Here is a 25,858-nt window from a genome sequence, read left to right on the forward strand (position 1 = left end):
CGGGGGCGAGCCCAGCGGTGCCGCGACGCCCGCTCGGGCCGCGTGGAAAGATGGCGACCATGTGCGGACTCCTGGCCTTCTTCAGTGCGCGCGGCGACGCCGCCGCCCACCGCGACAACATCGCCGGGGCGTTGGAATGCCTGCACCACCGCGGACCGGATGAGACCGGTGTCGAGGTGGTCGGCGACGCCTCCGGCCGGTACGCGGACGGGGTGTTCGCCCACAAGCGGTTGGCGATCATCGACGTGGCCTCCAGCCAAGAGCCCCTGTCCTACGCGAACGGGCGCTACCTGCTCACCTTCAACGGCGAGATCTACAACTACATCGAGCTGCGCCAGGAGCTGATGCGGGACTTCGGCGCGCAGTTCGCCACCGCCGGTGACGGCGAGGTGATCGTCGCCGGCTACCACTTCTGGGGCGAGCAGGTGCTCACCCGGCTGCGGGGCATGTTCGCCTTCGTCATCTGGGACCGGCAGGAGCGCCGCGCGTTCGGTGGCCGGGACTACTTCGGCATCAAGCCGCTGCACTACCTGGAGACCGCCGACGGCCTCTACCTGGCCTCGGAGAAGAAGGCGCTGCTGCCCTTCGCCCACTCCAACTACCAGGGCGACGCCGGCATCGACACGGCCAACCTCAGCCACTACCTGACCCTCCAGTACGTGCCCGAGCCCGGCACCCTGCACAAGGGCATCAGCCGGATCGGCTCCGGCGAGTACCTCACCTGGACGCCGGGCGGGCGGATCGACGTGCGCCGGTGGTACCGGCCGGTGTTCCGGCCCACCCCGGTCGACGACGAGCAGCGGCTCTACCACGAGATCCGGGAGACGCTGCGGGAGAGCGTCCGGATGCACATGCGCTCCGACGTGCCGGTCGGCTCGTTCCTCTCCAGCGGCATCGACTCGACCGCCGTGGTCGCCCTGGCCCGGGAGTTCAACCCGAACATCCTCACCTTCACCGTCGGCTACGACGTCCCGGGCTACTCGGAAATCGACGTCGCCCAGGACTCGGCCCGGCACCTCGACGTGACGACCATCCCGACCAAGATCGGGCCGTACGACATGATCGAGGCGCTGCCGAAGATCGTCTGGCACCTGGACGACCCGGTCGCCGACCCGGCCCTGGTGCCCCTCTACTTCGTGGCCAAGAAGGCCGCCGAGCACGTCACCGTGGTGCTCTCCGGCGAGGGCGCCGACGAGTTCTTCGGCGGCTACACCATCTACCGCGAGCCGCTGTCGTTGAGTTCGGTCAACGGGCTGCCCGACGGGGTGCAGAAGGGGCTGCGGGCGGTCTCCAAGGCCATCCCGCAGGGGGTTAAGGGCAAGAGCTTCCTGGAGCGCGGCACCACCCCCATCGAGCAGCGCTACTACGGCAACGCCCGGATGTTCACCGAGGAGGAGAAGCAGCAGCTGCTGCGCCGCTACGACCCCTCGGTCCGCTACACCGACGTCACCGCGCCCATCTACGCCGAGTGCACCGAGCTCGACGACGTCACCAAGATGCAGTACGTCGACCTCTACACCTGGCTGCGCGGGGACATCCTCGTCAAGGCCGACCGGATCTCGATGGCGCACTCGCTGGAGGTGCGGGTGCCCTTCCTGGACCGGGCGGTCTTCGACGTGGCGTCGCGGATCCCCGTGGACCTCAAGCTCCCGCCCCGCTCCGACGCCACCAAGTACGCGATGCGCCAGGCGCTCCAGGGTGTGGTGCCCCCGGCCATCGTCAACCGTAGGAAGCTCGGCTTCCCGACGCCCACCCGGGTGTGGCTGCGCGGCGAGATGTACGAGTGGGCCCGGCACGTGCTGTCCACCTCCGGCGCCGGTGACCTGCTCGACCTGTCGTACGCGATGCGGCTGCTGGAGGAGCACAAGCGGGAGGAGGCCGACCACTCCCGCAAGGTGTGGACGGTGCTGATCTTCTGCATCTGGCACGCCATCTTCGTCGCCAAGACCCTCGACCCGGGCATCCAGCGCAACCAGTCCGCCCTGCTCACCAAGCCCGTGGTCGGTTCGATGGTCCGCTGACCGCCCGCCCCACCCGGGCCGGTCGTGCTGACCAGCCCGGGCCGGCCCTCGTCGACCGGGAGGTTCGCGTCCCCAGCAGTTCCCGGGGACGCGAACCTCCCGTCCTTTCGCCGCAGCCGAGGGGTCAGCGGCCGGAGCAGGTGACCGTGGGCAGGGCGTTGGTGCCGTTGGTGGTGGCGACGAAGCCGAAGGTCGTGGTGCCCTCCGGGGCGATCGTGCCGTTGTAGGGCACGTTGGTCACGGTGACCGCGGAGCCGGATGTGCTCAGCGTGCCGCTCCACAGGCTGTTGATGCTCTGCCCGCTGGGCCACGTCCAGTTGGCCGTCCAGCCCGACCACGTCGACGAGCTGTGATTCATGATCATGACCTCGCCCTGGAAGCCGCCGTTCCAGGAGCCGACCACCTTGTAGACCGCCATGCAGTCACCGCTGTGCGGCGGCGGCGTGGTCGGGTTCGGCGGGGGAGTCGTCGGGTTCGGCGGCGGCGTGGTGGGGTTGGGCGGCGGGGTCGTCGGGTTGGGCGGCGGCGTGCCGCCGGGGCCGACACCGGTCACCTCGCCGTTGCCGCCGTCGAAGGTGACGTCCGAGCAGCCGAAGAAGTTCTCCTGGCTGTCGGAGCGGACCCAGCGCGAGTAGATGATGTGCCGGCCGCTCTTGTTGGTCGGCAGGTTGCCGCTGAAGTAGTAGTGCCCGTCGTTGGTGCCGACCGAGCCGCGCTGCGGCGGGTTGGTCACCGTCAGGAACGGCTGCTCCTCCAGGTCGCTCCAGGCCAGCGGGCGGGTGGGGCTCCAACTGTCCTTCGTCACGTAGAAGTAGAACGTGCCGGGGTGGTGGGCCCAGTTGCTGTACCGGAACTCCATCTGCGCCCCGGCGGTCAGGTGGGTCAGCGGCCAGTCGGTGCGGGCCAGGTCGTAGCCGGCGAAGCCGGTGTTGCCGCCGCTGCACAGCTTGCCGTCCGGGATGAAGCCGACGGTCCGGCCGCCCGCGTCGGAGCGCAGCACGCTGAACCAGTTGTAGAGCGAGTTGGCCCCGCTCTGGGCCACGGCGGCGGAGCAGGCGGGGTTGTTCGGCTTGATCTCGCCGGTGGGGGACAGGCCGTCCTTCCAGCAGAGGAAGGTCCGACTGCCGGGAGCCATGGCGGCACCGTGCGCGGCGGCGGGGTCGGGCCCCGCCGTCAGGGCGACGGCGCCCACGAGAAGGGTCGCGGCCGCGGTGAGCAACGCGGCGGTACGCGATCGGTGGGACACGGGTTCTCCTCACTCGTGGGACGCGGAAGTCCCACGGGCAACGCGCGGGGTGGCAGCGCCGGCCCGCCCCGCTGCGACGCGGACAAGACGGTCGTGGCGGACGTGCCCCGGCGCGGACGGCCGGCGGACGTGCGCCGTCAGCGGCCCGACTCGCGGGCCGGGTGCCCTCGCGTGGTGAACCCCGGCGCCGGCGGCACGGCAGCCCCCGTACCGCCCGGCAAGCGCCATCCCACCATGGGACGGCGACGACGCGCAATAGCCGTTGCTCGATGTGTCAGTAGCGCTCGACGAGATGCTCCCGGCCGGGCGGCGGCGCGTAGGGTTCCGGCCAGAACTCGGTGATCTCGCGGACGAGACCGGCCTCGTCGAGGTCGAGGAAGCTCGTGGCGGGAAGCTCCTCGCCCGCGTGGGCGCAGGTGATCCAGGTGGCGGCGTGCCGGCCTGAGGCGACCGACCGGGTCACCGTGAGATGCCAGCCGTCGGGGTACTCCTGGTTGAAACGCAGGAACGACTCCCGGCCCACGATCCGCTCGCGGGTCTGCGGCAGGTGGTAGACCATGTCGTCGGCGAGCAGCCGGCCGAGGGCCGCCCAGTCCCGTGCCTCCAACGCCGCCCAGTAGGCCGATACCGTGGCTTCAGCGCTCGTCATGGCGTCCGACTGTGCCAGGCTGGTACGACAAGATCGTTCGGCGCGCGCCGTGGACGGAGGCCGGAATGGGATACGCGGTGGTGCTCGGCGAGGCACTGGTCGACCTGCTCGACACCGAGCGCGACGGGGAGCCGGTCTACCGGCAGGCCGTCGGCGGCGGGCCGCTGAACGTGGCGGTCGCCGTGGCCCGGCTCGGCGGTGCGGTGCAGTTCGTCGGGTCGCTCGGCGACGACGTGCTGGCCGGGCGGATCCGTGCCTTCCTGACGCGGGCGGGCGTCGGCCTGGCCGGGGCGGTCACCGTCCCCGCCCCGACCGCGTTGGCGGTGGCCACCTTCGCCGGCGTCGAGCCCGACTTCCGGTTCTACGGCGAGCCGCCCTCCTACGGCCTGCTCGGCCCCGACGACCTCGACACCGACCTGGTGGCGGGCGCCGACGTCGTCTACTGCGGGTCGATCGTGCTGCTCCAGCCGCCGGTGCTGGCCGCCGCGCGCCGGGCCTGGGGGCTCGCCTCCGGGCTGCGGGTCTTCGACCCGAACGTCCGCCCCCGGCTGCTCGACGGCCCGGCCGCGCTGGCCGGGCTGCGCGAGGTGGTGGCCGAGTTCGCCGCCGGCGCCCACCTCGTCAAGCTCAGCGCCGCCGACGCGCAGCTGCTCTACCCCGGTGAGCCGGAGGAGGGCGTGGCGGCGTACCTGCGGGAACTCGGCGCGGGGACCGTCGTGGTCACCCTCGGCGCCGCCGGCGCGGTGCTCGCCGCCGCCGGCACCGATCCGGTACGCGTACCCGCGCCGAAGGTCGACCCGGTGGACGCCACCGGCGCCGGCGACTCGGTGATGGGCGCGCTGGTGGCGGACCTGCTGGTCGACGGCGCGCCCACCGACCCGGCGGCCTGGCCGGAGCGGGTGGCGTTCGCGCTGCGCGTCGCCGGCCTGGTCTGCGAGTCGCCCGGCGGCGCGACCGCCATGCCCACCCGCGCCGAGGTCCTCGCCCGCTTCGCCGGCTGACCGCCCCTCCCACGCCCTGCCCGTCCGGGGCCGCCGGAGGCCGTTCGCGGCCCCCGCCCGCTTCGCCCGCTGGCCGCCCTCCTGTTCGCGGCCTCGCCCGCCACGGGCTCGCGCCGGGTCGTTCGGCGCTTCCGCCGGGCCTGTCGGGTTCGACCGGGCCGGTGGGCGCGGACGGTGGTGCGTCAGGCGGTGCCGAGTTCGGAGTAGCCGCGCCGGACCGCGTGCAGGGCGGCGCGGGCGCCGAAGGGCGCCTCGGCGGCGACGCGCTCGGGCGGGGCCCCGCCGGCGTGCCCGGCGCGGATGAGCCGGGCCAGCTCGACGAGTTCGGCGTGCTGGGCGCGGACGAACCCGACGTCGACCGGCTCGCCGTGCCCCGGCACGACCACGGTGGCCGGGGTGGTCAGCCGCAGCAGCTCCGCCACCGCGTCGGGCCACCGCAACGGGTACGACTCCTCGAACGCGGGCGGGCCGCTCTGCTCCACCAGGTCCCCGGCGACCAGCACGTCGGCGTCCGGCACGTGCACCACCAGGTCGCCGGCGGTGTGCCCCCGACCGGGGTGGCGCAGCACCACCCGCCGGCCGCCCACGTCGAGCACCGTCTCGCCCCGTACGGTGTGCGTGGGCGCCAGCACCACGGTGCCGACCAGCTCCCCGGCCAGCGCGGGATGCTCGCCGCGCATCTCCTCGTACGCCTCCCGGCGCAGCCGGTCCGGCTGGCGCATCGCCTCGGCGGCGACCTCGTGCGCGTACACCGGGCGGGGCGGGTCGGCGGCGAGGGTCGCGTTGCCGAAGCAGTGGTCGAAGTGGTGGTGGGTGTTCACCACCGTCAGGTCGGCGGCGGTGACCGCCCGGACGGCGGCGGCCAGCGCGGCGGCCTGCCCGGCGGTGGAGAGCGTGTCGACGACCAGCGCGGCCCCGTCACCGACGACGAGGGTGACGTTGACGTGCAGCAGCGGCTCGCGCAGCACGTGCACCCCGTCGGCGACCGCCACGAAGCGGGCGGTCACGACGACCGCGCGGCGCGTTCCACGAAGCGCTGCCGGTCGACCAGCACCCGGTCCACCCGGCCCTCGGCGACCGTGTCGTCGCCGTCGCTGACGACCACCTCGAAACGCAGCCGCCGCCCCTCGACCTCGGTCAGCCGCGCCCGCGCCACCACGGTGCGCCCCACCGGCGTGGCCGCGCGGTGGTCGAGCTCGACCCGGGTGCCCACGGTCGTCGAGCCGGCCGGCAGCCCGGTGACGGTGGCCGCCACCGTGGCGGCCTCGGCGAGGGCGACCACGCGGGGCGTGCCGAGGACCGGCACGTCCCCGGACCCGAGGGCCTGGGCGGTGTCGGTGTCGGCGACGGTCAGCTCGACCTGGGCGGTCAGGCCCGGGGTCAGCGCGGGCTCCGGCTGCTCCTGCATGGTCGAAGCCTAGACGAGACGCACCGGCGGGTGGCGGCGTCGGTCGATGCCCTCCGCGCCGTTAACCTTGACCGCGATGTCTGTCTCCACCGACCCCCAGCCCCCCGCCCCCACCGAGCCGCCCGCCTCGCCCGACGGGGGGCGTCGCCGTGTGGTCGCGATGACGGTGTGGGGAGTCGCCTTCGTCGCCGGCTGGCTCGGCATCGGCCTGCCGACCGACCCGGCGTACGCGTTCCTGTGGATCTGGGCGGGCACGATCGCCTGGAACAGCAGCCGACCGTGGCGCAGTCACCTGCGCTTCGCGCGGGACTGGGTGCCGGTGGTGCTGCTGCTCGCCGTCTACAACCTGTCGCGGGGCTTCGCCGACAACGGCGCCACCCCGCACGCGTACGAGTTGATCGTCGCCGACCGGGTGATGTTCGGCTGGGCGACGGGCGGGCAGGTGCCCACGACCTGGCTCCAGGAGCACCTCTACCGGCCCGAGGTGCACTGGTGGGACGTCGCCGTCAGCTGGGTCTACTTCTCGCACTTCGTGGTGGCGCTGGCCGCCGCGGCGGTGCTCTGGCTGCGTGACCGGGGGCGGTGGGCGGCCTTCATGCGCCGCTGGGGCTTCCTGTGCGCCACCGGCCTGGTCACCTACTTCCTCTACCCGGCCGCCCCGCCCTGGTGGGCGGCGCAGAACGGGCTGCTGGAGGAGGTCGCCCGGATTTCCACGCGCGGGTGGAAGGCGTTCGGCATGCACGGCGCCGGCAACCTGCTCAACGCCGGTCAGATCGCCTCCAACCCGGTGGCCGCGATGCCGTCGCTGCACACCGCGTTCGCGCTGTTCGTGGTGCTGTTCTTCCTGCGGCAGACCCGCCGCCGCTGGTGGCCGCTGCTGCTGGCGTACCCGCTGGCGATGACGTTCACCCTGGTCTACTCCGGCGAGCACTACGTGATCGACGTGCTGGTCGGCTGGGCGTACGTCGGGATGACCTTCCTGGCGGTCGGCCTGGCGGAGCGCTGGTGGGCGGCCCGCAAGGCCCGCCGGACCCCGGCGGAGCCCGATCCCGCGCCGACCGATCCCGCGCCGACCGACCCGCCGGCCGCCGCCGAGCCGCCGCCGGTGACGGCGGACCGCTGACCGCCGCCGGCGGGGATCAGCCCGCCCGGCGGGCGGTGCGCGCGCGGGCCGTCAGCTCCGCCGCCAGGGCCCACGCCTCGGCGAGGTCCCGGTCGTGGGCAGCCGCGCCGGCGCCGCCGGCGGTGTCGGCGTGCACCGTCGCCAGCCGCAGCCGCCGCTGCGCCGGGCCCTGCACGACCCGCACGCTCTGGATCCGCGCGTACGGCACGAGCGCCACCTGACGGGTGAGCAGGCCGGAGCGGACGGCGAAGACCCGGGCGTCGAGCCCGGCGCCGAGCACGCCCCGGCTCAGCGGATTGAGCCAGCGGGCCCGCGCCGGCGGCGGGGTCAGCGGCAGCGCGGCCAGCCGTACGCCGGGCAGCACCTCGGCCACGATCGCCTCGCCGGTGGCGACGTCACCGACGGGGAGCAGCCGGTCGGGCCGGTTGCGCTCGTCCGCCTCGCCGGCGGAGTAGCCCGCCACCTCCAGCCGCAGCCGCAGCCAGCCCTTGACCCGCCACAGCAACGGCCAGGTCACGCCGACGGTCTGCACCCGGTCCAGCGGCACCGTCTGCGCGCGGGTCTCCAGCAGCCCGTTGTGGATCCGCAGCGTGCCCTCGTCCCGGGCGAGCCGGAAGTTCCAGTCGTCCAGCACCCGCCGTACGGGTTGCAGCAGCACCCCCGCCATGGCGGTGAGGGTGCTCGCCACCGCGATGAACGACCAGGAGTCCTCGGAGAGGAACTGCGCCACGATGAACGCGACGCCGAACGGGATCATGAACGCCTGCGGGGTCAACAGTTGGCTGACCAGCAGGTCGTTGTTCGACACGGCGTGCAGCGGCCGGCCGGGCGGTGGTGCCGGCGTCCCGGGCGGGCCCGCGGCCACCCCGGCCGGCGGCGGCGCGTTCGCCTCGGCCGCGACCCGGCCGGCCAGGGCGAGCAGCCGCTGGCGCAGCGCGGTCGCCTCGGCGACGCTCAGGTAGGCCAGCGGCGCCTCCGTCTTGCCCCCGCCCACCACCTCCAGCCGCAGCTCGGCCAGGCCGGTGAGCTGGGCGAGCAGCGGGCGGACGACCTCGACGGCCTGGAGCCGCTCCAGCGGGATCGCCCGGGTGCGCCGCCAGAGGAGCCCCTCGTGCACCCGCAGCTCGCGGCCGACCACCTGGTAGCCGGTGTAATACCAGCTGACCACCGCCAGCACGGTGGCGCCCAGCGCCAGTACGACCGCCATCAGGGCGAACCAGCCGAAGCCGACCCGCGACAGCGTCGACCAGGACAGGCCGGCGATCACCACGACCAGGGACTTGGCGCCGTGCAGGGCGGGGCTGAGCGGGTGCAGCCGCTGGCGCGGTTCGCCGCCCGCCGGGGGCCCGGCGGACCCGCCCGGCCACGCCGTCCCCGGTGGGACGGTGGGCCCGGCCGTCTCCGGTGGGACGGGGCGCCCGGTCGTCTCGAACGGAACGTGGGGCCCGACCGTCTCGGGCGGAGCGACGGCCCTGGCCGGCTCCGGTGGGACGACGGGTCCGGCCGTCTCCGGTGGGACGGAGGGCTCGGCCGGGGGCGGCCCGGGACGGTCCGTGCCCCGGGCGGCCGGGTCGCTCACAGGCCCTCCGCCCGGTCCTCGCCCAGCGCGGTGAGCCGGTCGCGCAGCCGCGACGCCTCCGCCGGGCGCAGCCCCGGCACCCGGGCGTCGCTCGCCGCCGCGGCCGTGTGCAGTTGCACGGTGGCCAGCCCGAACGCGCGTTCCAGCGGCCCGGCGCTGACGTCGACGAACTGCATCCGGGCGTACGGCACGATGGAGAGCCGGCGTACCAGCAGCCCGTGCCGGACCAGCAGGTCGTCCTCCCGCTCCGCGTAGCCCCAGGCCCGTACGGCGCGGACGATCGTCACACTCCGCAGGACGCCGAACAGCAGCACCACGCCGACCGCCGCGCCGAGGAACCCGCTGCCGCTGACCGCCCAGCTGACGGCCAGTCCGAGGGCGAGGACGATCAGCACCGTACCCAGACGGATCAGTTCCACCCAGATCTGGTCGGCCGAGATCGACTGCCAGCGGACGGTGTCCGGCCACGGCTCGAGAGGGCCCGCCGGCGGGAGGGGCGGCGCCGGTGGCGGGCCGGCGGACCCGTCACCACTCACCGGGGAAGTCCGTTGTGCGCGCTCACCCTTCGAGCGTAGGCGATCCGGGCGCCGCTACGACCTCCCGCAGGAAGCCGCGGGCGTCGAGGAAGTCGGCGAGGGTGCTGCGGTGCTCGGCGCAGGCCAGCCAGGTCTTGCGCCGTTCGGCGTCGTGCAGCCGGGGATTGTTCCATTTCAGCGCCCAGTCGGCGGGGGCTCGGCAGCCGCGGGACGAGCAGATCAGCGGCTCGTCGGCGGGGAAGGGGGCGCTCATCACGGCCAGTCTAGGACGGCGGCACCGGGAAAGTTTGAGCGCCGGGCGGCCACGGGGGGAGCCGCCCGGCGACGGGGTGAATGCTACACGCGCCGGGCCGGTACGTGTCCAGCCGCGACCGGCGATTCCGCACCTCGGGACGGCGTGGCGGACCCGCGACGCGGCTGCGGGGGACGGCGCGGCGAAAAACGCCTTCTCCCCACCTCGGCACTCAGCCGGGCATGCGAGTCTTGATACGCACCACGCCGCGCGACAACCGATCATGCTGTGGAGGACCGGTGGCCCAGCCGACCACGCCCGACGCCCCGACGCCGAACGGGACGGGCCCGGAGACACCCGAGCCGGTGACCACGCCGGCCGAGGACGCGACCCTGCTGGAGCGGGCGCTGTTCGAGATCAAACGGGTGATCGTCGGGCAGGACCGGATGGTGGAGCGGATGTTCGTCGCGCTGCTCGCCCGGGGCCACTGCCTGCTGGAGGGCGTGCCCGGGGTCGCGAAGACCCTCGCGGTGGAGACCCTCGCGAAGGTGGTCGGCGGCTCCTTCGCCCGCGTGCAGTTCACTCCCGACCTGGTGCCCGCCGACATCATGGGCACCCGCATCTACCGGCAGTCGAGCGAGAAGTTCGACGTCGAGCTGGGCCCGGTGTTCGTCAACTTCCTGCTCGCCGACGAGATCAACCGGGCGCCGGCCAAGGTGCAGTCGGCGCTGCTGGAGGTGATGAGCGAGCGGCAGGTCTCGATCGGCGGCGAGAGCCACCGGGTGCCGGATCCGTTCCTCGTGATGGCGACGCAGAACCCGATCGAGCAGGAGGGCGTCTACCCGCTGCCCGAGGCCCAGCGGGACCGCTTCCTCATGAAGATCGTCGTCGGCTACCCGACCGACGCCGAGGAACGGGAGATCGTCTACCGGATGGGGGTCGCCCCGCCGCAGCCGGCGCCGGTCTTCACCACCTCCGACCTGATCGCCCTGCAACGCAAGGCGGACCAGGTCTTCGTGCACAACGCCCTGGTCGACTACGCCGTCCGGCTGGTGCTGGCCACCCGCGCCCCGGCGGAGCACGGGATGCCGGACGTCGCCCAGCTCATCCAGTACGGCGCCAGCCCGCGTGCCTCGCTCGGTCTGGTCCGGGCCACCCGCGCGCTGGCGCTGCTGCGCGGGCGGGACTACGCCCTGCCGCAGGACGTGCAGGACATCGCGCCGGACATCCTGCGCCACCGGCTCGTGCTCAGCTACGACGCGCTCGCCGACGACGTGCCCGCCGACCACGTGGTGCACCGGGTGATGTCCACGATCCCGCTGCCCTCGGTCGCGCCCCGGCAGCAGGCCACCCCCACGCCGACCGCCGCGCCGCCGGGCGCCGGTTGGCCCGGGCAGCGCCCGTGACCTCACCCGCCCGTCGGCCTGCCGACGTCCCCTCCGACCGCACCGAAGCCGTCCTGTCGCGGCTGCAACTGATGGTCACCCGCAAACTCGACGGCCTGCTCCAGGGCGACTACGCCGGTCTGCTGCCCGGGCCGGGCAGCGAGGCGGGGGAGTCCCGCGAGTACCGCCCCGGCGACGACGTACGCCGGATGGACTGGCCGGTCACCGCCCGCACGACGATGCCGCACGTCCGGCGTACGGTGGCCGACCGGGAGCTGGAGACGTGGCTGGCGGTGGACCTCTCGGCGAGCCTGGACTTCGGCACCGGCCGCTGGCTCAAGCGCGACGTCGTGGTGGCCGCCGCGGCGGCGCTGGCCCACCTGACCGTGCGCGGCGGCAACCGGATCGGCGCGGTGATCGGCAGCGGCGGCGGCGCGGGCGCACCCGCCCGACGGTGGCGCGGCGCGCCCCCGGCCTCCGGCCCGGACGTCTACACGCGGCTGCCCGCCCGTTCCGGCCGCAAGGAGGCCCAGGCGCTGCTGCGGACGATCGCCGGCACCGAGATCCGCCCCGGGCGCAGTGATCTCGGCGCCTTGGTGGACATGCTCAACCGGCCGCCCCGGCGGCGCGGCGTGGCGGTGGTGATCTCCGACTTCCTCGCCCCGCCGCAGCGGTGGGCCCGGCCGCTGCGTAAGCTGCGCGTCCGGCACGACGTGGTCGCGATCGAGGTGGTCGATCCCCGGGAGCTGGAGCTGCCCGACGTCGGGGTGCTGCCGGTGGTCGACCCGGAGACCGGTGAGCTGCACGAGGTGCAGACCGCCGACCCGCGGCTGCGCCACCGCTACGCCGAGGCGGCGGCCGCCCAGCGGGCGGAGATCTCCGCGGCGCTGCGTGGTGCGGGCGCGGCCCACCTGCGACTGCGTACGGACCGAGACTGGCTGCTCGACATGGTGCGTTTCGTGGCCGCCCAGCGGCACGCGCGTACCAGGGGGACGACACGATGATCCGCTTTCTGCAACCGTGGTGGCTGCTGGCCGTGCTGCCGGTGCTCGTGCTCGCCGCGCTCTACGTCTGGCGGCAACTGAACCGCCGGTCGTACGCGATGCGGTTCACCAACGTGGACCTGCTGCGCACCCTGGCGCCGAAGGGGCTGGGCTGGCGGCGGCACGTGCCGGCGACGGCGTTCCTGCTCTGCCTGCTGGTGCTGGCGGCCGCGCTGGCCCGGCCGTCGGTCGACACCCGGGAGCCGCTGGAGCGGGCCACCGTGATGCTCGCCATCGACGTGTCGCTGTCCATGCAGGCCGACGACGTGTCGCCGAACCGGCTGGAGGCGGCGCAGGAGGCGGCCAAGCAGTTCGTCGGCGAGCTTCCGGAGAGCTACAACCTGGGGCTGGTCTCGTTCGCCAAGTCGGCGAACGTGCTGGTGCCGCCGGGCAAGGACCGCGAGGCGGTGACCAGCGCGATCGACGGGCTGGTGCTGGCGGAGGCGACGGCGACCGGGGAGGCGGTGTTCACCTGCCTGGAGGCGATCCGGTCGGTGCCGGCCGACGGCGCGGCGGGGATCCCGCCGGCCCGGATCGTGCTGCTCTCCGACGGGTACCGCACCTCGGGCCGGTCGGTGGAGGAGGCGGCCGCCGCCGCGCAGGCGGCGAACGTGCCGGTCTCGACCATCGCCTTCGGCACCGACTCGGGGCAGGTGGACATCGGCGGTCAGCTGCAACGGGTGCCGGTGGACCGGCTGGCCCTGGCCGACCTGGCCGAGACCACCGAGGGCTACTTCTACGAGGCGGCCTCGGTGACCGAGCTGAAGCAGGTCTACCAGGACATGGGCAGCTCGATCGGGTTCCGCACCGAGCCCCGCGAGGTCACCCAGTGGTACGCGGGCGTGGCCCTGCTGCTGGCGCTCTGCGCCGGCGCACTCAGCCTGCTGTGGTCCTCCCGGATGCTCTGAGCGAGCGCCCGGGGACTCGGTTACGACGCAGGCGAGAAGGTCAACTGTGGATCTGGGGATTGTTGGTGTCGCTGTTGCTGGTCATCTCCATTGGTTGCCATCGAAGCCGCTGGTCATGAGGGCGTCGAGGGCTGGCCACAGGGGTTCGGTGTCGAGTTCGTAGGAGGTGATGGCGATGGTGCCGAGTGGGAGATCAGGAGACAGGCAGTGGTGGAGGGTGCCACCGTCGTTGCTGATGCGTAGCAGGCGGGTGGGAGGGATGTCGGCGTCCCATCCGTCGATCCCCTCGGGGACGCCCAGAGCTTCGTTGAGGTTCTCCATATAAGCGGGTCGGGTGGGGCCGAAGGAAGCCGGTGTTTCGGCGACGAAGCCGGCGTGCACCTGGTGGAGGAACCGGGCCAGCGGTTCGGGGAAGTCGACCCAGTCGGGGAAGTCATCGTCGACGGTGCGCGGGTCGTAGCCGACCCAGGTGACCAGCCGGCCGCTCTTGTCCCGTGCGGGGTAGAGCAGGACGTGGACACCGTCGTCGTCCTGACCGACGACGACGTCCTCCAGCCGAGCCGCGAACTCGGTGGAGAAGCGAGGCAGCAGGTCACGGATGTCGTGCGGCCACAATGTCAGCGCGGCGGCAATGCGTTGCGGCGGGGTTTTCGCCGCAGCGATCGGCTGCCATGCCTCGGGCATGTCGGCGGTCCGGCCCGCCGGCAGTGCGGTGAACTGGAAAGGCCAGTTGGTCAAGGACTCGTTGATGGCATGGATGGTGATGCCGGTCATGCCGGGAACCGTACCGTCAGCGACGGTGCCTGAGTGCATGGTTGACCTGCTGCTGCACGAGCAGAGGGTTGGTTGGATGGCGGGATGGACTACCGGAAGCTCTTCGCGGACGTGCATCGGCGACCTGGCATGTTCGGGTTGGACGGCTCGTTCCACGATTTCACGGTCTTCATCCGGGGTTGCGAGGCTGGCAACGACTGGCAGCTGCTCGCGGGGTTCCGGGAATGGCTCGTGGCCCGCTGTGGGAGTGGCGACAACCTGGTCTGGGAGGCGCTGATCCTGTGGCAGGCGTTCCGGGACGGGCCGCCGCGACGCGAGGAGCTTCAGACGGACCCTGAGCTCGACAGGGTCGCCGTTGAGACGCTCTTCCGGCTGCTCGACGAGTTTCTGCGGCTACGGGCGGAGCACGACGGCCTCACAAGGATCTTCGACGAGTATCTGACCTGGCGGAAGGGGCAGAGCTGGTCGTGATCAGGCAGCGGCCGTGCCGCGCGGCCCGGCGAGTGCTTTGCAGGCCCAGAGGTGACGGGGGCGGTGAAGTGCCGCCGACGGTCAGCAGACCGTGCCGCCGGCGGTCAGTGGGCGGTGCCGCTGGCGAGGACGAAGACGACGGCCACCCAGACGGCGGCGAGGGTGAAGCCCAGCGGGGCGACGTAGCGGCTCATGGACGGCTCCGGGTGGCGACTGGACGGTCCGCGCGTGCGGGGGCGGACCGCAGGGGGTGGATCAGGACGCGCACACGAAGTCGTGACCGGGCGGCTCCCGGCGGGCCGCCCGGTCGACGGGCGGCGCGGCACGGTCATCCGGCGTGGGGCCGGTGACCGGGCGGAGGCGGGGAGCGTGGCTGGGTCAGCTCACCTGCTGAGTCGTGGCTCAGCGGGGCTGACGTTCGGCCCGGCCACGACTGGGAGGATCGCTATCTCGCACAGCGATCACCTCCTGCGGTCGGCGGGGCCCGGAACGCGGGCCGCACGGCCCGCAAAACGTGGATCATCGTACACCCGCCGAAGTCCGCCGGCGCACCCGGCCGAGTGGCCGGACGGAGCCTGGCCGAGTGGCCGGACGGGCCCGGCCGAGGAGCCCGCCGGGTGGTGGCGCGGCGACGCCCGTGCCTGCCTCGCCGCAGCCGTCGGCGGGCGACGCCCCGGCCCCGACGTGCCCGGCGTTAGCGCTTACCTGCCGGTAACGCCTAGGCTCCGACCGACCGGGTGATCACTGAACAAGGGGGAACCGTGGCCCGTACCGTCCTGGTGACCGGCGGCAACCGGGGGATCGGCCTGGCCATCGCGCAGGCCTTCGCCAAGCAGGGCGACCGGGTGGCGGTGACCCACCGCGGCGGCGAGCCGCCCGAGGGGCTGTTCGGGGTCCGCTGCGACGTGACCGACGGCGAGTCGGTCGACGCGGCGTTCGCCGCGGTCGAGGCCGAGCTGGGGCCGGTGGAGGTGCTGGTCGCCAACGCCGGGATCACCGACGACACGCTGCTGCTGCGGATGTCCGAGGACCAGTTCACCCGCGTGCTCGACACCAACCTGACCGGCGCGTTCCGGTGCGCCAAGCGCGCCTCGGGCAAGATGCTGCGGGCGAAGTGGGGCCGCATGATCTTCATCTCCTCGGTGGTCGGTCTCTACGGCGGCCCCGGCCAGGTCAACTACGCGGCGAGCAAGGCCGGCCTGGTGGGCGTGGCCCGCTCGATCACCCGCGAGCTGGGCAGCCGCAACATCACGGCGAACGTGGTCGCACCCGGCTACGTGGAGACCGACATGACCGCCGGCCTGCCCGAGGACCGCAGGACCGAGTACCGCAAGGCCATCCCCGCCAACCGGTTCGCCCAGCCCGACGAGATCGCGGGCGTGGTGACCTGGCTGGCGGGCGACGCCGCCGGCTACATCTCCGGCGCCGTCATCCCGGTCGACGGCGGCCTCGGCATGGGCCACTGACGATCGGCACCGGGCACTGACAAAGCGGCACCGGCCACTGCCGAGCGGCCACTGAGAACTACGGAGGGATCCCTGCATGTCCGGACTGCTCGCCGGTAAGCGGCTGCTGGTCACCGGCGTCATCACCGACGCCTCGATCGCCTTCTCCGTGGCGAAGCTCGCCCAGGAGAACGGGGCGCAGGTCGTGCTCACCGGCTACGGCCGGCTCTCCCTGGTGGAGCGCATCGCCAAGCGGCTGCCCGAGCCCGCCCCGGTCATCGAGCTGGACGTGACCGACGCCGACCACCTCGCCGGGCTCGGCGACCGCGTGCGCGAGCACGTCGACGGCCTGGACGGGGTGGTGCACTCGATCGGCTTCGCCCCGCAGAGCTGCCTCGGCGGCGGCTTCCTCGACGCCCCCTGGGAGGACGTGGCGACCGCGCTGCACGTCTCCACGTACTCCTACAAGTCGCTGGCGATGGCGGCCCTGCCGCTGATGTCCGCCGGCGGCGCGGTGGTCGGCCTGACCTTCGACGCCGCGAAGGCGTGGCCCGTCTACGACTGGATGGGCGTCGCCAAGGCCGGGCTGGAGTCCGCCTCCCGCTACCTGGCGCTGCACCTGGGCAAGCAGGGCATCCGCAGCAACCTGGTCGCCGCCGGGCCGCTGCGCACGATCGCCGCCAAGTCGATCCCCGGCTTCGAGCAGTTCGAGCAGGCCTGGGCCGAGCGCGCGCCGCTGGGCTGGAGCCTGACCGACCAGGAGCCCGCCGCGCGGGCGTGCCTGGCGCTGCTCTCCGACTGGTTCCCGGCCACCACGGGCGAGATCGTGCACGTCGACGGCGGGTACCACGCCATCGGCGCCTGAGGCGTGCGGGTCCCCTGCGGCCGGTAGCGGCGCGGCGTCGCCGGCGGGCGGCATCAGGGGGCCCTGCCCGGCGGGCGCGGCGACCGGGAAGAATGGGCCCATGGCGTACGACGCGGTGGTCCTGGTGTCCTTCGGCGGACCGGAGCGGCCCGAGGACGTGTTGCCGTTCCTGCAGAACGTGACCCGGGGGCGAGGGGTGCCGCCGGAGCGGCTGGCGGAGGTCGCCGAGCACTACCAGCACTTCGGGGGCGTCTCCCCGATCAACCAGCAGTGCCGGGAGTTGCTCGCGGCGATCCGGGAGGACTTCGCCGCCAACGGCGTAGACCTGCCCGTCTACTGGGGCAACCGGAACTGGCACCCGATGCTCGCCGACACCGTGGCGCAGATGCGCGACGACGGAGTCACCCGCGCCCTGGCATTCGTGACCAGCGCCTACGGCGGCTACTCCTCCTGCCGGCAGTACCAGGAGGACATCGCCGCCGCCCGCGCGGCCGTCGGCCCGGACGCGCCGCCGATCGACAAGCTCCGCCAGTTCTGGGACCACCCCGGTTTCGTCGAGCCGCACGCCGACGCCGTACGGGCGGCGCTCGGCCAGCTCGACCCCGCGAAGCGGGACGGCACCCGGCTGGTGTTCACCGCGCACTCGGTGCCGAACTCGATGGCCGCCAACGCCGGCCCCCACGGCGGCCGGTACGAGGCGCAGCTCGCCGAGGTCGCCCGGCTGGTCCACGCGGCAGCCGCCCCGGACCTGCCCTGGGACCTGGTCTGGCAGAGCCGCTCCGGCCCGCCGCAGGTGCCGTGGCTGGAGCCCGACGTCAACGACCACCTCCGTACGCTGGCCGAGGCCGGCACCACCGCCGTGGTGGTCAGCCCCATCGGGTTCGTCTCCGACCACCTCGAGGTGGTGTGGGACCTGGACACCGAGGCGCGCCAGACGGCCGGACAGGTCGGCCTGGACTTCGTCCGGGCCGCGACCCCCGGCACCGATCCCCGGTTCGTGGCGATGGTCCGCGAGCTGGTCCTGGAGCGGACCGAACCGGACGGGGTCCGACTGCGCCGCCGTCTCGGCGAACTGCCGATGTGGGACACCTGTCCCACGGCCTGCTGCGTCCCGGCCCGCCGCCCGACGACCGCCCCCGGGCACGGGCACGGGTGACCCCGACCGCAGCATGAGCCCCGACTTCGCCGCCGTCGATGTTCGTCGATGGGCGTGCCGCCGCTATCGTTCCGGGCGTGGCGGAGGAGCGGCGTACCTTGGCGGCCGGGCGATACGTCCTGCGGACCGAGCCGGTCGGCAGCGGCGGCATGGGGGTGGTGTGGCGGGCTGAGGACACCCTGCTGGACCGCGAGGTGGCTGTGAAGGAGTTGCTGCTGCCCGCAGGCCTGAACGAGTCCGAACGCCTGGCGCTCCGGGAGCGGGCGATCATCGAGGCGCGGGCGGCCGGGCGGCTCAACCATCCCGGCATCGTGACCATCCACGACGTCCTGCTCGAGGATGGTCGCCCCTGGATCGTGATGGGCCTGGTCGACGGCCCGTCACTGCACACCGTGGTGTGCGAGGACGGGCCACTGAGTCCACGGCGGACCGCGGAGATCGGCGCGGGTCTGCTCGCGGCTCTGAAGGTCGCCCATGACGCCGGCATCCTGCACCGTGACATCAAGCCGCAGAACGTCCTGCTGGACCGGGACGGGCGCGCCGTGATCACTGACTTCGGGATCGCCGCGGTCGTCGGCGCCACCCGGGGCCTCACCGGGACCGGCTCGGTGCTGGGCACGTTGGGCTACGTACCGCCGGAGCGGCTGACCGGCCGGGGCGCCGAGCCTGCGTCGGATCTGTGGTCGCTCGGCGCGACGCTGTACTTCGCTGTCGAGGGCCGGCCCGCGTACGACACGGACGACCCGGCGGAACTGATCGCCGCCGTGCTGAGCCGTGACCCCGCGCCGGCTGAACGCGCAGGTTCGCTGAACCCGACGCTGCTCGGCCTGATGGCGCGCCGCCCGGACGCACGCCCGTCTGCGGAGGAGGCCGCGGCGCGCCTGCGGGAGGTCGCCGCCGGCGTCACGGCCGACAGCCGGCTGACGGTTCGCGTGACCCCGCGGACCGCGAGGCTGAGCGGGTCGTTGCCGCCTGCAAAGGGCGGTACGCGTGCCCGGCGGTTCTCCCGCGCGCGGATTGCCGGCACGAGCGGCATCGCCATGCTCGCGTCAGCCGGCCTGTTGGCGGCGGGCTACGCGCTCGCGCTGGCCCGGGTGGACAGCGGGGAGACCGTCGGGGGCGGGGCGACCGGCAGCCCGTCGGCCACGGTGACCCCGTCGTCGTCCGGATCGCCGGCGGCCAGAGGGTTCACGGCGTCGCCGAACGCGTGCCTGTACCTGACCGATCATCCCCGGGTCATCGCGCCGTTGGTACCCAGAGCGAAGCTGTGGGCGATGCACAAGTCCACGAACAGCTGTTCGTGGGAGCCCAGCCAGGAACCCGACGGGGAGATCACCCGGCTCAGCGTGGAGGACCCCCTGCTCCCCGCGAACCTGGGGGGCTGCCCCACGGAGGGCGAGCGGCTTCCCGGCATCGGGGACGAGGGCTACATCTCGGAGGAGACAGACCTTGACGCGTACGGCTGGCACGAACGCGACGTGCGGGTCTACTTCCGCGTCAGCAACCTGGGGGTGTGCGTGAAGTACCGGACGGCGTCCCGGGCGTCGATGCCGCCCTCCGCCAAGGCCGAGGTGACCGATTTCGCGCGCGTCCTGGACCGGTGGGCAGCACAGGCCCTCGACGATCGCGGCAACTGAGTGCCGGCGCGCCCACGGTAGCCACGACCGAGTGCCGGTACCCGCTGCTGAGTGGCGGCGACACGGTCGTGGCGGGTGGGTGCCGGCGGTCGTGGCGACTGGGTGTCGGTGTCGTCAGGGGCGCAGCGGGGCGTTGCAGGCGGCGACCAGAGCCTGCCGGCAGGCGGTGGTGAGGGGGCGCAGGGCGGCGTCGCGCTGCTGGGCCTCGTAGTTGTTGATCGCGCCGCCCGGCGCGGCGTGCCCGGCCAACGCGAGCACCCGGTCGAGCACGGCGGCCCGGGCGAAGAGCCGCCGTGCCCGCGGGTCGAATCCGGGCGGCAGGTCGGTGGCGCCGTCCGGCCGGCGGAGCGCCTCCAGCGCCCCGGCCAGCTCGGGCCGCCATTGGGCGACGTCCAGCCGGGTCAGCGCGGCGGTCGTGTCGGCCAGGGCCGCCGCCAGCTCGGCCTCGGCCTCGGCCGCGCCGGGCAGCACGAGGGAGGCGGCCGGGGCGTCGGCCGGCAGCGGGTAGACCCGCCAGAGCACCGTCTCGAAGGTGTCGCCGGATCCGGACGTGTGCCTCCGTACGTGCGGGATCAGTCCCAGGCCCCCGGCGACGACCGCCTCACCGGCGACCAGCGCCGCACCGGCGAAGTCGCCCGGACCGGGCAGCCCGCGCGGGTCCCCGGGGGCGGGCAGCACGAGCCGGATCTCGTCGGGCGAGAGCTTCGCGAGGGTGGGCAGCGCCTGGGGCAGAGGGACGTCGGTCCAGGTGCCGGGCGCGTCGGCGACCAGGTGCTCCTCGTCGCCGGCGATGGCGTCGCCGAGCTCGTCGAAGGGCACCAGCCCGGCGCGCCAGGCGCGTACCCAGGCAACGAACCGGCTGGACCGGCGCGGTGTGAGAGTGGCCGCGCCCGCTGCGGGGGTGGACATGCCGAAAGGGTACGTGGTCACCGCCGCCCCTGTCTCGACTGCCGGCCCGCCCGCTCTCCTTCCCGCCGATCATGCAGTTGTGGTGGGCGGATCGTCGATCTCTGCCCCTTTTGCGGACCACCACGACTGCATGATCGCCGCGGCGGGTGGGGCGGGGCGGGTGGGGAGGGGAGAGGACTGCGGGTGGGGGGAGAGGGGAGGGCTGGGGTGGGGTGGGCGGCGTGTCGGGTGCGGGGGTGGGGGTGGAGGGTTAGCTTGATCGGCATGGGGCGGCGGTATGGCGACGACGTGTTGGCGGGGGACTGGCGGCGGCGGAAGGTCACGCCCGAGGTGGACGCCGAGCCGGACCTCGTGGTCGAGGACGCCGACTCGGGCTTCTGCGGCGCGGTGGTCGGCTTCGAGGCCGGTGCGGTCGTGCTGGAGGACCGGCACGGACGCCGGCGCAACTTCCCGCTGCTGCCGGCGGCGTTCCTGCTCGACGGGCAGCCGGTGACGCTGCGCCGACCGAGCCGCGCCCCGGTGCCGGCGGCCCGCCGCCGTACGGCCTCCGGCTCGATCGCCGTCGACGGCGTACGCGCGCAGGTCGCCAAGGCCAGCCGGATCTGGGTGGAGGGCGTCCACGACGCCGCCCTGGTCGAGCGGATCTGGGGCGACGACCTGCGCGTCGAGGGCGTGGTGGTGGAGCCGCTGGACGGCATCGACGCGCTCGACGCCGAGGTGCGCGACTTCGCCCCCGGGCCCGGCCGTCGCCTCGGCGTGCTCGTGGACCACCTGGTTCCCGGCTCCAAGGAGAGCCGGATCGTCGCGAAGGTCACCTCCCCGCACGTGCTCGTGACCGGGCACCCGTACGTCGACGTGTGGCAGGCGGTCAGGCCGGCCGCGCTGGGGATCGCCGCGTGGCCGGTGGTGCCGCCGGGGCGGCCGTGGAAGGAGGGTGTCTGCGCCGCGCTCGGGGTCGCCGAGCCCGCGGACATGTGGCGGCTCATCCTCTCCCGGGTCGACAGCTTCGCCGACGTGGAGACCCCGCTGATCAACGCGATGGAGCGCCTGATCGACTTCGTCACCGAGCCGGCCTGAGCGCCGACGCGGTGTCCCGCCGCCGACGGAGCCGCCGTCGGGCACCCCGGCCGCGGATGGAGCCGCCGTCGGACACCCGGCCGACGGCGGCTCCGTCCGCCGTCAGGGCTCCTGGTCGGGGGTGCGGGTGAAGACGAAGGTGGCGATGTCGAGCGCCACCGCCCGCCCCGCCTCGTCGCGCAGGACCGCCAGGATCTCGCCGTTCTCCGGGCCGGAGCGACCCCGCCAGCGGTCCGGCCCCTGCGGGACGAACCGGCTCATCCGCTCGCCGCGCACGTGGGCGACCAACTCGCCCGCGACCGCGTCCCAGGTGAGGTCGAGCGGCGCCCCCATCCACCACCAGCGGCCGGCCACCTCGTCGAACTCCGTGGGCGGGGCGGCGGTGGCCGGTCGCCAGGGCTGCGGCAGGGCCGGCTCGGCGTCCAGCACGGTGGTGAGGACCTGCCGCGCGACGCTGCCGATCGCGCCGGTGCGGAAGCCGTACGAGTTGGCGAAGCCGATCACGCCGGTGCGGGACGGACGGTGCACCGCCAGGGCGGCCACGTAGCCGGGCATCGAGCCGCCGTGCCCGACGTAGACCCGCTCGCCCTGCCGGTAGAGCTCCAGGCCGAGGCCGTGCCCGCCGGTCCACGTGTCGACGTCGCTGATCGACACGGGGACGCACATCTCGGTCAGGGTGTCCGCCGCCAGCACCTGCGGGGCCGGTTCGGCCAGGAAGGCCGCCCAGCGGGCCAGGTCCTCGGCCGTGGACCAGAGCTGCCCGGCCGGCGCCATCGCCCCGGTGTCGGTACGCGGCTCCTCCCGCAGCGTGTCGTGCCAGGGGTGCACCACGTAGCCGCGGGCGAACGGCTCGGTGGCCGCGTACGTGGTGCGGCGCATGCCGAGCGGCTCCAGCACGCGCTGGCGCAGCAGTTCGGCCCAGGGGGTGCCGGTGATCCGTTCGAGCACCCCGCCGAGCAGCCCGTACGCCAGGTTGGAGTAGTGGTAGACCCGGTGCGGGGGATAGGCGATCTTCTCCGCGCTCACCCCGGCGAGCAGGGTCGTCAGGTCCCCGACCTCGGCGCGTTCCCACCACTGCCCGTCGGGCTCGCGCCGCAGGCCGCTGGCGTGGCCGAGTAGCTGCCGCAGGGTGACCGCGCCGACGCCGGTGCCGGGCAGGTGCCGCTCCAGCGGGTCGTCCAGGGCCAGCCGACCCGCGTCACGCTCCTGCATGACCAGGGTGGCGGTCATGGTCTTGCTGATCGACCCGAGGCGGTACTGGAGGTCGGCCTCGGGGCGCGGGTGCTCGCCGGCGGTGGCGAGGTGCGTCAGCGCGCCGTCGCGCACCACGCCGATCAGCATTGACGGCGTACGGCCGGCGGTCTGCGCCTCGGCGACGAGGGCGTCGACCTGGCGGGCGGTCTCGGGTAGCAGGGACACGAGCTCTCCTCGAAGGATTCCGGCGCCGCCGGGGGTGACCGTCGGCGTGCCGCCGAGCTTACTGATCTTCGTGAGTGGGCTCCACGTGCTTTGACGTGTCACGATCGGGGGGTGGACGCCGTGCTGTGGATCGTGCTGGGTGTCGTTCTGGCGGTCGCTGAGATCTTCACGACGACGCTGTTTCTGATCATGTTCGCGGTCGGGGCCCTGGCCGCCGCGGGAGCGGCGGCGCTCGGTGCCCCGGTCGAGGTGCAGGCGATCGTCTTCGCCGCGGTGTCGGCGTTGACGGTGCTGGGCGTGCGGCCCACGCTGCGCAGACACCGCCGCTCGGCGCTCGAGAGCGGCGAGCAGCCCTTCGGCGTGGAGGCGATCGAGGGCAGCACGGCGCTCGTGCTGGAGCAGGTCGACGCCGGGCGGGGCATGGTGAAGATCGACGGCGAGCTGTGGCAGGCCCGCTCCTACGACGCGAGCCAGCACTTCGCCCCCGGCGAACGGGTGCAGGTGATCCAGGTGCGGGGTGCGACCGCCCTGGTGTGGCGGGACGACGTTTCTCCTTCCGGGGAGCTACCCGAAGCGAAAAGGTGAGTACATGGAACTTGTGATCCCGGTCCTACTGATGGCCATCGCGTTGGTCGGGGTGATCACCCTGGCCAAGGCGGTGCGGATCGTGCCGCAGCAGCGCCAGGACGTGGTGGAGCGGCTCGGCCGGTACAAGCGCACCCTCAACCCGGGGCTGAACATCCTGGTCCCGTTCGTCGACGCGGTGCGTACCAAGGTCGACATGCGTGAGCAGGTGGTCAGCTTCCCGCCCCAGCCGGTGATCACCTCCGACAACCTGGTGGTCTCGATCGACACGGTCCTCTACTTCAAGGTCGTCGACTCGGTCCGGGCCACGTACGAGATCTCGAACTTCCTCCAGGCCATCGAGCAGCTCACCGTCACCACGCTGCGGAACGTGATCGGCTCGCTGGACCTGGAGCGGGCGCTGACCAGCCGCGAGGAGATCAACCGGCACCTGTCCGGCGTGCTGGACGAGACCACCGGCCGGTGGGGCATCAAGGTCACCCGGGTGGAGATCAAGGCGATCGAGCCGCCGCCGAGCATCCGCGACTCCATGGAGAAGCAGATGCGCGCCGAGCGGGACCGCCGGGCGGCGATCCTGAACGCCGAGGGGCACAAGCAGTCGCAGATCCTCACGGCCGAGGGTGAGAAGCAGGCCGCGGTGCTGCGCGCCGACGGTGACCGGCAGGCCCGCATCCTCCAGGCCGAGGGCCAGGCGAAGGCGATCCGTACGGTGTTCGACGCGATCCACACGGCGAACCCGAGCCAGAAGGTGCTCGCCTACCAGTACCTCCAGGCCCTGCCGCAGATCGCCAACGGCACCGCGAACAAGGTCTGGATCGTGCCGGCCGAGCTGACCAAGGCGCTGGAGGGCATGGGCGGCGCGCTCGGCGGGCTGAGCCGGATGGTCGGCGACGAGCCGGCGCCGGAAGCGGCCGGCAGCGCGAGCGAGGTGGAGCGCGAGGCGGCCGAGGCCGCGCAGGCCGCCGCAGCCGCCGCGCAGCAGATCCACGACGAGGTACGCGTCGCCGAGGCGCAGGCCACCGGCGGCAAGCCGCAGGGGCTGCCGGCACCGGAGCCGGTCTCCCCGGCGAGCCTGCTCAACGACCCGGCCGACCAACGCGAACGGGGCTGACCGGGTCCGGGCGGCCGCCCGGAAATGCGAGAAAGACTCATGGGGCGCTCCGTCGCCTGCCACCATCGGTCCTAGGACGGGCGGTGAGCAGGCATCGGGGCGCCCCGGCGCGTCCCGCGCCGCTCGTCGGACGAGCGAGGTGACGCATGAACGATCCGGCGAAGCGGGCGTGGTCCTCGACCCCGGTCCCCGGTGCGCACGATCCCGTCGGACCGCTCGGCAGCCGGCGTACCGGCGGGGGGTTCGGGGTGCTGCCCTTCGTCGAGCCGACATCGGTCGCGCCGGCCACGAACGCCACCTGGGCCTGGTCGCTGCGCCGGCTCGCCCGGGGCGCGGTGTGGCTGCTGCCCACGTACGCCATCCTCTACGCCGTCGTGGCGATGGCCAGCGACGGCGGGGTGGGCAACGACCCGTATCCGGCCGACGGCCGGCCCCTCTACCTGGTGGGCTGGGTGGCGGCGGTGTGGCTCGGCCTGCTCGCCCTGCTGGCGCTGACCGGGCTGCTCGCGGCCACCCGCAGTCGCCGGGCGGCCGTCGCCGGCCTGCTCGTCTCGATCGCCGGCACGGTGCTCATGCTGCCCTTCGCGGGGCTGGCGGAGCAGACCCCCGTCTTCGGCACCACCGCGCGCATGCTCGTACTCGTCGGCGCCACCTGCTACAGCCTGGGCTGGCTGCTGACCGGCTGGTCGGTGGCCCGCTCCGGGATGTTCAGCATCGGCGACGGCGTCATGCTGATGATCGCCGCCCCGCTGCTGGGCCTCGGCGGCGCGTTGATCGGCTCGTTGCAGACCTTCGGCGCGATCTTCGTGCTGATCGCCGGCATCGGCGTCGGCTACCGTTCCGGCCGCCTGGTGCCCCGCGACATCGCCCGCGACGCCGCCAGCGCGAGCCTCGCCGCCGCCCCGGCCGGGGGTGCCGCGTCCGGGCCGGGCGGTCCTCTCGCCGCGGGCTGATCCGGGCCCGCCGTCGGCCACGACCACTCCCGCCGGACGGCCCGCCGCGGTCTTCTCGTCGCCCTCGGCTCAGGCGCAGCGGTGGCGGTACGGGCGGTGAGTTCCTGCCCAACCGGCGACGGCTGTGCTTTCTCGGAAGAACGTTAGTGGTCCGGCAATTGGCGACGCCCCGGCGACCGTTTGCGGGAGGCGAATAGTCGCGGGAATCGCCGGCCGGCGTACTGTCGGATGTCCGACCGAATCATGGGCGGGACGCGGCCGGCATTGTCGGTATGCGGCACTTCCGGCCGGCCCGGGGCGGAAAAGCGCTGGCCCGGGGCGCGCC

At 73.6% G+C, this 25,858-nt stretch carries 25 protein-coding genes; 15 read left to right on the forward strand and 10 right to left on the reverse strand.

Annotated features, from left to right (window positions below; all coding sequences use genetic code 11):
• The first annotated feature begins 59 nt into the window (after positions 1–59).
• Positions 60–2,021, forward strand: a complete 1,962-nt coding sequence (gene asnB / locus ACGFIG_RS13985) for an asparagine synthase (glutamine-hydrolyzing) (RefSeq protein WP_393002581.1) — start codon at positions 60–62, stop codon at positions 2,019–2,021.
• A gap of 124 nt (positions 2,022–2,145) precedes the next feature.
• Here the strand turns inward: asnB and ACGFIG_RS13990 are convergent, their stop codons facing one another.
• Positions 2,146–3,267: a lytic polysaccharide monooxygenase gene (locus ACGFIG_RS13990; RefSeq protein ID WP_393002583.1), complete on the reverse strand. Its 1,122-nt coding sequence runs from the start codon at positions 3,265–3,267 to the stop codon at positions 2,146–2,148.
• Between the two features lie 274 nt (positions 3,268–3,541).
• Positions 3,542–3,916 carry a nuclear transport factor 2 family protein gene (locus tag ACGFIG_RS13995; RefSeq protein WP_393002585.1) on the reverse strand — a complete coding sequence of 125 codons (375 nt, stop codon included), beginning with the start codon at positions 3,914–3,916 and terminating at the stop codon, positions 3,542–3,544.
• Between the two features lie 65 nt (positions 3,917–3,981).
• Between ACGFIG_RS13995 and ACGFIG_RS14000 the strand changes: the two genes are divergently transcribed.
• Positions 3,982–4,917: a PfkB family carbohydrate kinase gene (locus ACGFIG_RS14000; protein WP_393002586.1), complete on the forward strand. Its 936-nt coding sequence runs from the start codon at positions 3,982–3,984 to the stop codon at positions 4,915–4,917.
• 182 nt (positions 4,918–5,099) lie between these two features.
• On the opposite strand, the gene ACGFIG_RS14005 is transcribed toward ACGFIG_RS14000, so the two are convergent.
• On the reverse strand, positions 5,100–5,924 hold the full coding sequence (locus ACGFIG_RS14005; protein ID WP_393002588.1) for an MBL fold metallo-hydrolase: 825 nt from the start codon (positions 5,922–5,924) through the stop codon (positions 5,100–5,102).
• Positions 5,921–6,325 carry a thioesterase family protein gene (locus tag ACGFIG_RS14010; RefSeq protein WP_393002590.1) on the reverse strand — a complete coding sequence of 135 codons (405 nt, stop codon included), beginning with the start codon at positions 6,323–6,325 and terminating at the stop codon, positions 5,921–5,923. The genes ACGFIG_RS14005 and ACGFIG_RS14010 overlap by 4 nt, the downstream gene beginning before the upstream one ends.
• A gap of 76 nt (positions 6,326–6,401) precedes the next feature.
• Between ACGFIG_RS14010 and ACGFIG_RS14015 the strand changes: the two genes are divergently transcribed.
• Positions 6,402–7,448 (forward strand): phosphatase PAP2 family protein, encoded by a 1,047-nt coding sequence (locus ACGFIG_RS14015; protein WP_393002592.1) that lies wholly within the window; start codon positions 6,402–6,404, stop codon positions 7,446–7,448.
• 16 nt (positions 7,449–7,464) lie between these two features.
• Here the strand turns inward: ACGFIG_RS14015 and ACGFIG_RS14020 are convergent, their stop codons facing one another.
• Genes ACGFIG_RS14020 through ACGFIG_RS14030 form a run of 3 tightly spaced genes read right to left on the reverse strand, consistent with a single transcriptional unit; the run spans position 7,465 to position 9,816 of the window.
• Positions 7,465–9,027 (reverse strand): PH domain-containing protein, encoded by a 1,563-nt coding sequence (locus ACGFIG_RS14020; RefSeq protein WP_393002594.1) that lies wholly within the window; start codon positions 9,025–9,027, stop codon positions 7,465–7,467.
• Entirely contained in the window at positions 9,024–9,563 is a 540-nt protein-coding gene (locus tag ACGFIG_RS14025; RefSeq protein ID WP_393002596.1) for a PH domain-containing protein, read from the reverse strand. Before ACGFIG_RS14025 ends, ACGFIG_RS14020 begins: the two co-directional genes overlap by 4 nt.
• A gap of 22 nt (positions 9,564–9,585) precedes the next feature.
• A complete protein-coding gene (locus ACGFIG_RS14030; protein ID WP_393002598.1) occupies positions 9,586–9,816 on the reverse strand; it encodes a hypothetical protein in 231 nt (76 codons plus the stop codon).
• Between the two features lie 278 nt (positions 9,817–10,094).
• Between ACGFIG_RS14030 and ACGFIG_RS14035 the strand changes: the two genes are divergently transcribed.
• The 3 genes from ACGFIG_RS14035 to ACGFIG_RS14045 are packed head-to-tail and all read left to right on the forward strand — an operon-like array spanning position 10,095 to position 13,131.
• On the forward strand, positions 10,095–11,201 hold the full coding sequence (locus tag ACGFIG_RS14035; protein WP_393002600.1) for an AAA family ATPase: 1,107 nt from the start codon (positions 10,095–10,097) through the stop codon (positions 11,199–11,201).
• On the forward strand, positions 11,180–12,184 hold the full coding sequence (locus ACGFIG_RS14040; RefSeq protein WP_393002602.1) for a DUF58 domain-containing protein: 1,005 nt from the start codon (positions 11,180–11,182) through the stop codon (positions 12,182–12,184). Before ACGFIG_RS14035 ends, ACGFIG_RS14040 begins: the two co-directional genes overlap by 22 nt.
• A complete protein-coding gene (locus ACGFIG_RS14045; RefSeq protein WP_393002604.1) occupies positions 12,181–13,131 on the forward strand; it encodes a VWA domain-containing protein in 951 nt (316 codons plus the stop codon). Before ACGFIG_RS14040 ends, ACGFIG_RS14045 begins: the two co-directional genes overlap by 4 nt.
• Before the next feature lie 81 nt (positions 13,132–13,212).
• Here ACGFIG_RS14045 and ACGFIG_RS14050 read toward each other — a convergent pair whose 3' ends face one another.
• Positions 13,213–13,905 (reverse strand): hypothetical protein, encoded by a 693-nt coding sequence (locus tag ACGFIG_RS14050; protein WP_393002606.1) that lies wholly within the window; start codon positions 13,903–13,905, stop codon positions 13,213–13,215.
• Between the two features lie 84 nt (positions 13,906–13,989).
• On the opposite strand from ACGFIG_RS14050, the gene ACGFIG_RS14055 reads away from it, so the two are divergent.
• The 5 genes from ACGFIG_RS14055 (at position 13,990) to ACGFIG_RS14075 (ending at position 19,479) form a co-directional block, all read left to right on the forward strand.
• Positions 13,990–14,376 carry a hypothetical protein gene (locus ACGFIG_RS14055; RefSeq protein WP_393002608.1) on the forward strand — a complete coding sequence of 129 codons (387 nt, stop codon included), beginning with the start codon at positions 13,990–13,992 and terminating at the stop codon, positions 14,374–14,376.
• Positions 14,377–15,137: 761 nt separating this feature from the next.
• A complete protein-coding gene (gene fabG, locus ACGFIG_RS14060) occupies positions 15,138–15,842 on the forward strand; it encodes a 3-oxoacyl-ACP reductase FabG (RefSeq protein ID WP_393002610.1) in 705 nt (234 codons plus the stop codon).
• A 76-nt stretch (positions 15,843–15,918) separates the two neighbouring features.
• Positions 15,919–16,686: an enoyl-ACP reductase FabI gene (gene fabI / locus ACGFIG_RS14065; protein WP_393002611.1), complete on the forward strand. Its 768-nt coding sequence runs from the start codon at positions 15,919–15,921 to the stop codon at positions 16,684–16,686.
• 100 nt (positions 16,687–16,786) lie between these two features.
• On the forward strand, positions 16,787–17,842 hold the full coding sequence (locus ACGFIG_RS14070; RefSeq protein WP_393002613.1) for a ferrochelatase: 1,056 nt from the start codon (positions 16,787–16,789) through the stop codon (positions 17,840–17,842).
• A 77-nt stretch (positions 17,843–17,919) separates the two neighbouring features.
• Complete coding sequence (locus ACGFIG_RS14075; protein WP_393002615.1) at positions 17,920–19,479, forward strand: serine/threonine-protein kinase; 1,560 nt, start codon at positions 17,920–17,922, stop codon at positions 19,477–19,479.
• Between the two features lie 114 nt (positions 19,480–19,593).
• Here ACGFIG_RS14075 and ACGFIG_RS14080 read toward each other — a convergent pair whose 3' ends face one another.
• Entirely contained in the window at positions 19,594–20,388 is a 795-nt protein-coding gene (locus ACGFIG_RS14080) for a hypothetical protein (protein WP_393002617.1), read from the reverse strand.
• A 264-nt stretch (positions 20,389–20,652) separates the two neighbouring features.
• Between ACGFIG_RS14080 and ACGFIG_RS14085 the strand changes: the two genes are divergently transcribed.
• On the forward strand, positions 20,653–21,465 hold the full coding sequence (locus ACGFIG_RS14085; RefSeq protein WP_393002619.1) for a DUF3097 domain-containing protein: 813 nt from the start codon (positions 20,653–20,655) through the stop codon (positions 21,463–21,465).
• A gap of 102 nt (positions 21,466–21,567) precedes the next feature.
• Here ACGFIG_RS14085 and ACGFIG_RS14090 read toward each other — a convergent pair whose 3' ends face one another.
• Positions 21,568–22,884, reverse strand: coding sequence for a serine hydrolase domain-containing protein (locus ACGFIG_RS14090; protein WP_393002621.1), 1,317 nt, complete (start codon positions 22,882–22,884; stop codon positions 21,568–21,570).
• Between the two features lie 111 nt (positions 22,885–22,995).
• On the opposite strand from ACGFIG_RS14090, the gene ACGFIG_RS14095 reads away from it, so the two are divergent.
• From ACGFIG_RS14095 to ACGFIG_RS14105, 3 genes are all read left to right on the forward strand, one after another.
• The gene (locus ACGFIG_RS14095) at positions 22,996–23,469 is read left to right on the forward strand and encodes an NfeD family protein (RefSeq protein ID WP_393002623.1); all 474 of its coding nucleotides are present in this window, start codon (positions 22,996–22,998) and stop codon (positions 23,467–23,469) included.
• A 4-nt stretch (positions 23,470–23,473) separates the two neighbouring features.
• Positions 23,474–24,580, forward strand: a complete 1,107-nt coding sequence (locus ACGFIG_RS14100; RefSeq protein ID WP_393002625.1) for an SPFH domain-containing protein — start codon at positions 23,474–23,476, stop codon at positions 24,578–24,580.
• 146 nt (positions 24,581–24,726) lie between these two features.
• A complete protein-coding gene (locus tag ACGFIG_RS14105) occupies positions 24,727–25,533 on the forward strand; it encodes a hypothetical protein (RefSeq protein WP_393002627.1) in 807 nt (268 codons plus the stop codon).
• Positions 25,534–25,858 lie beyond the last annotated feature (325 nt).

Source organism: Micromonospora sp. NPDC049048, from assembly GCF_043197615.1.
GTDB lineage: Bacteria > Actinomycetota > Actinomycetes > Mycobacteriales > Micromonosporaceae > Micromonospora.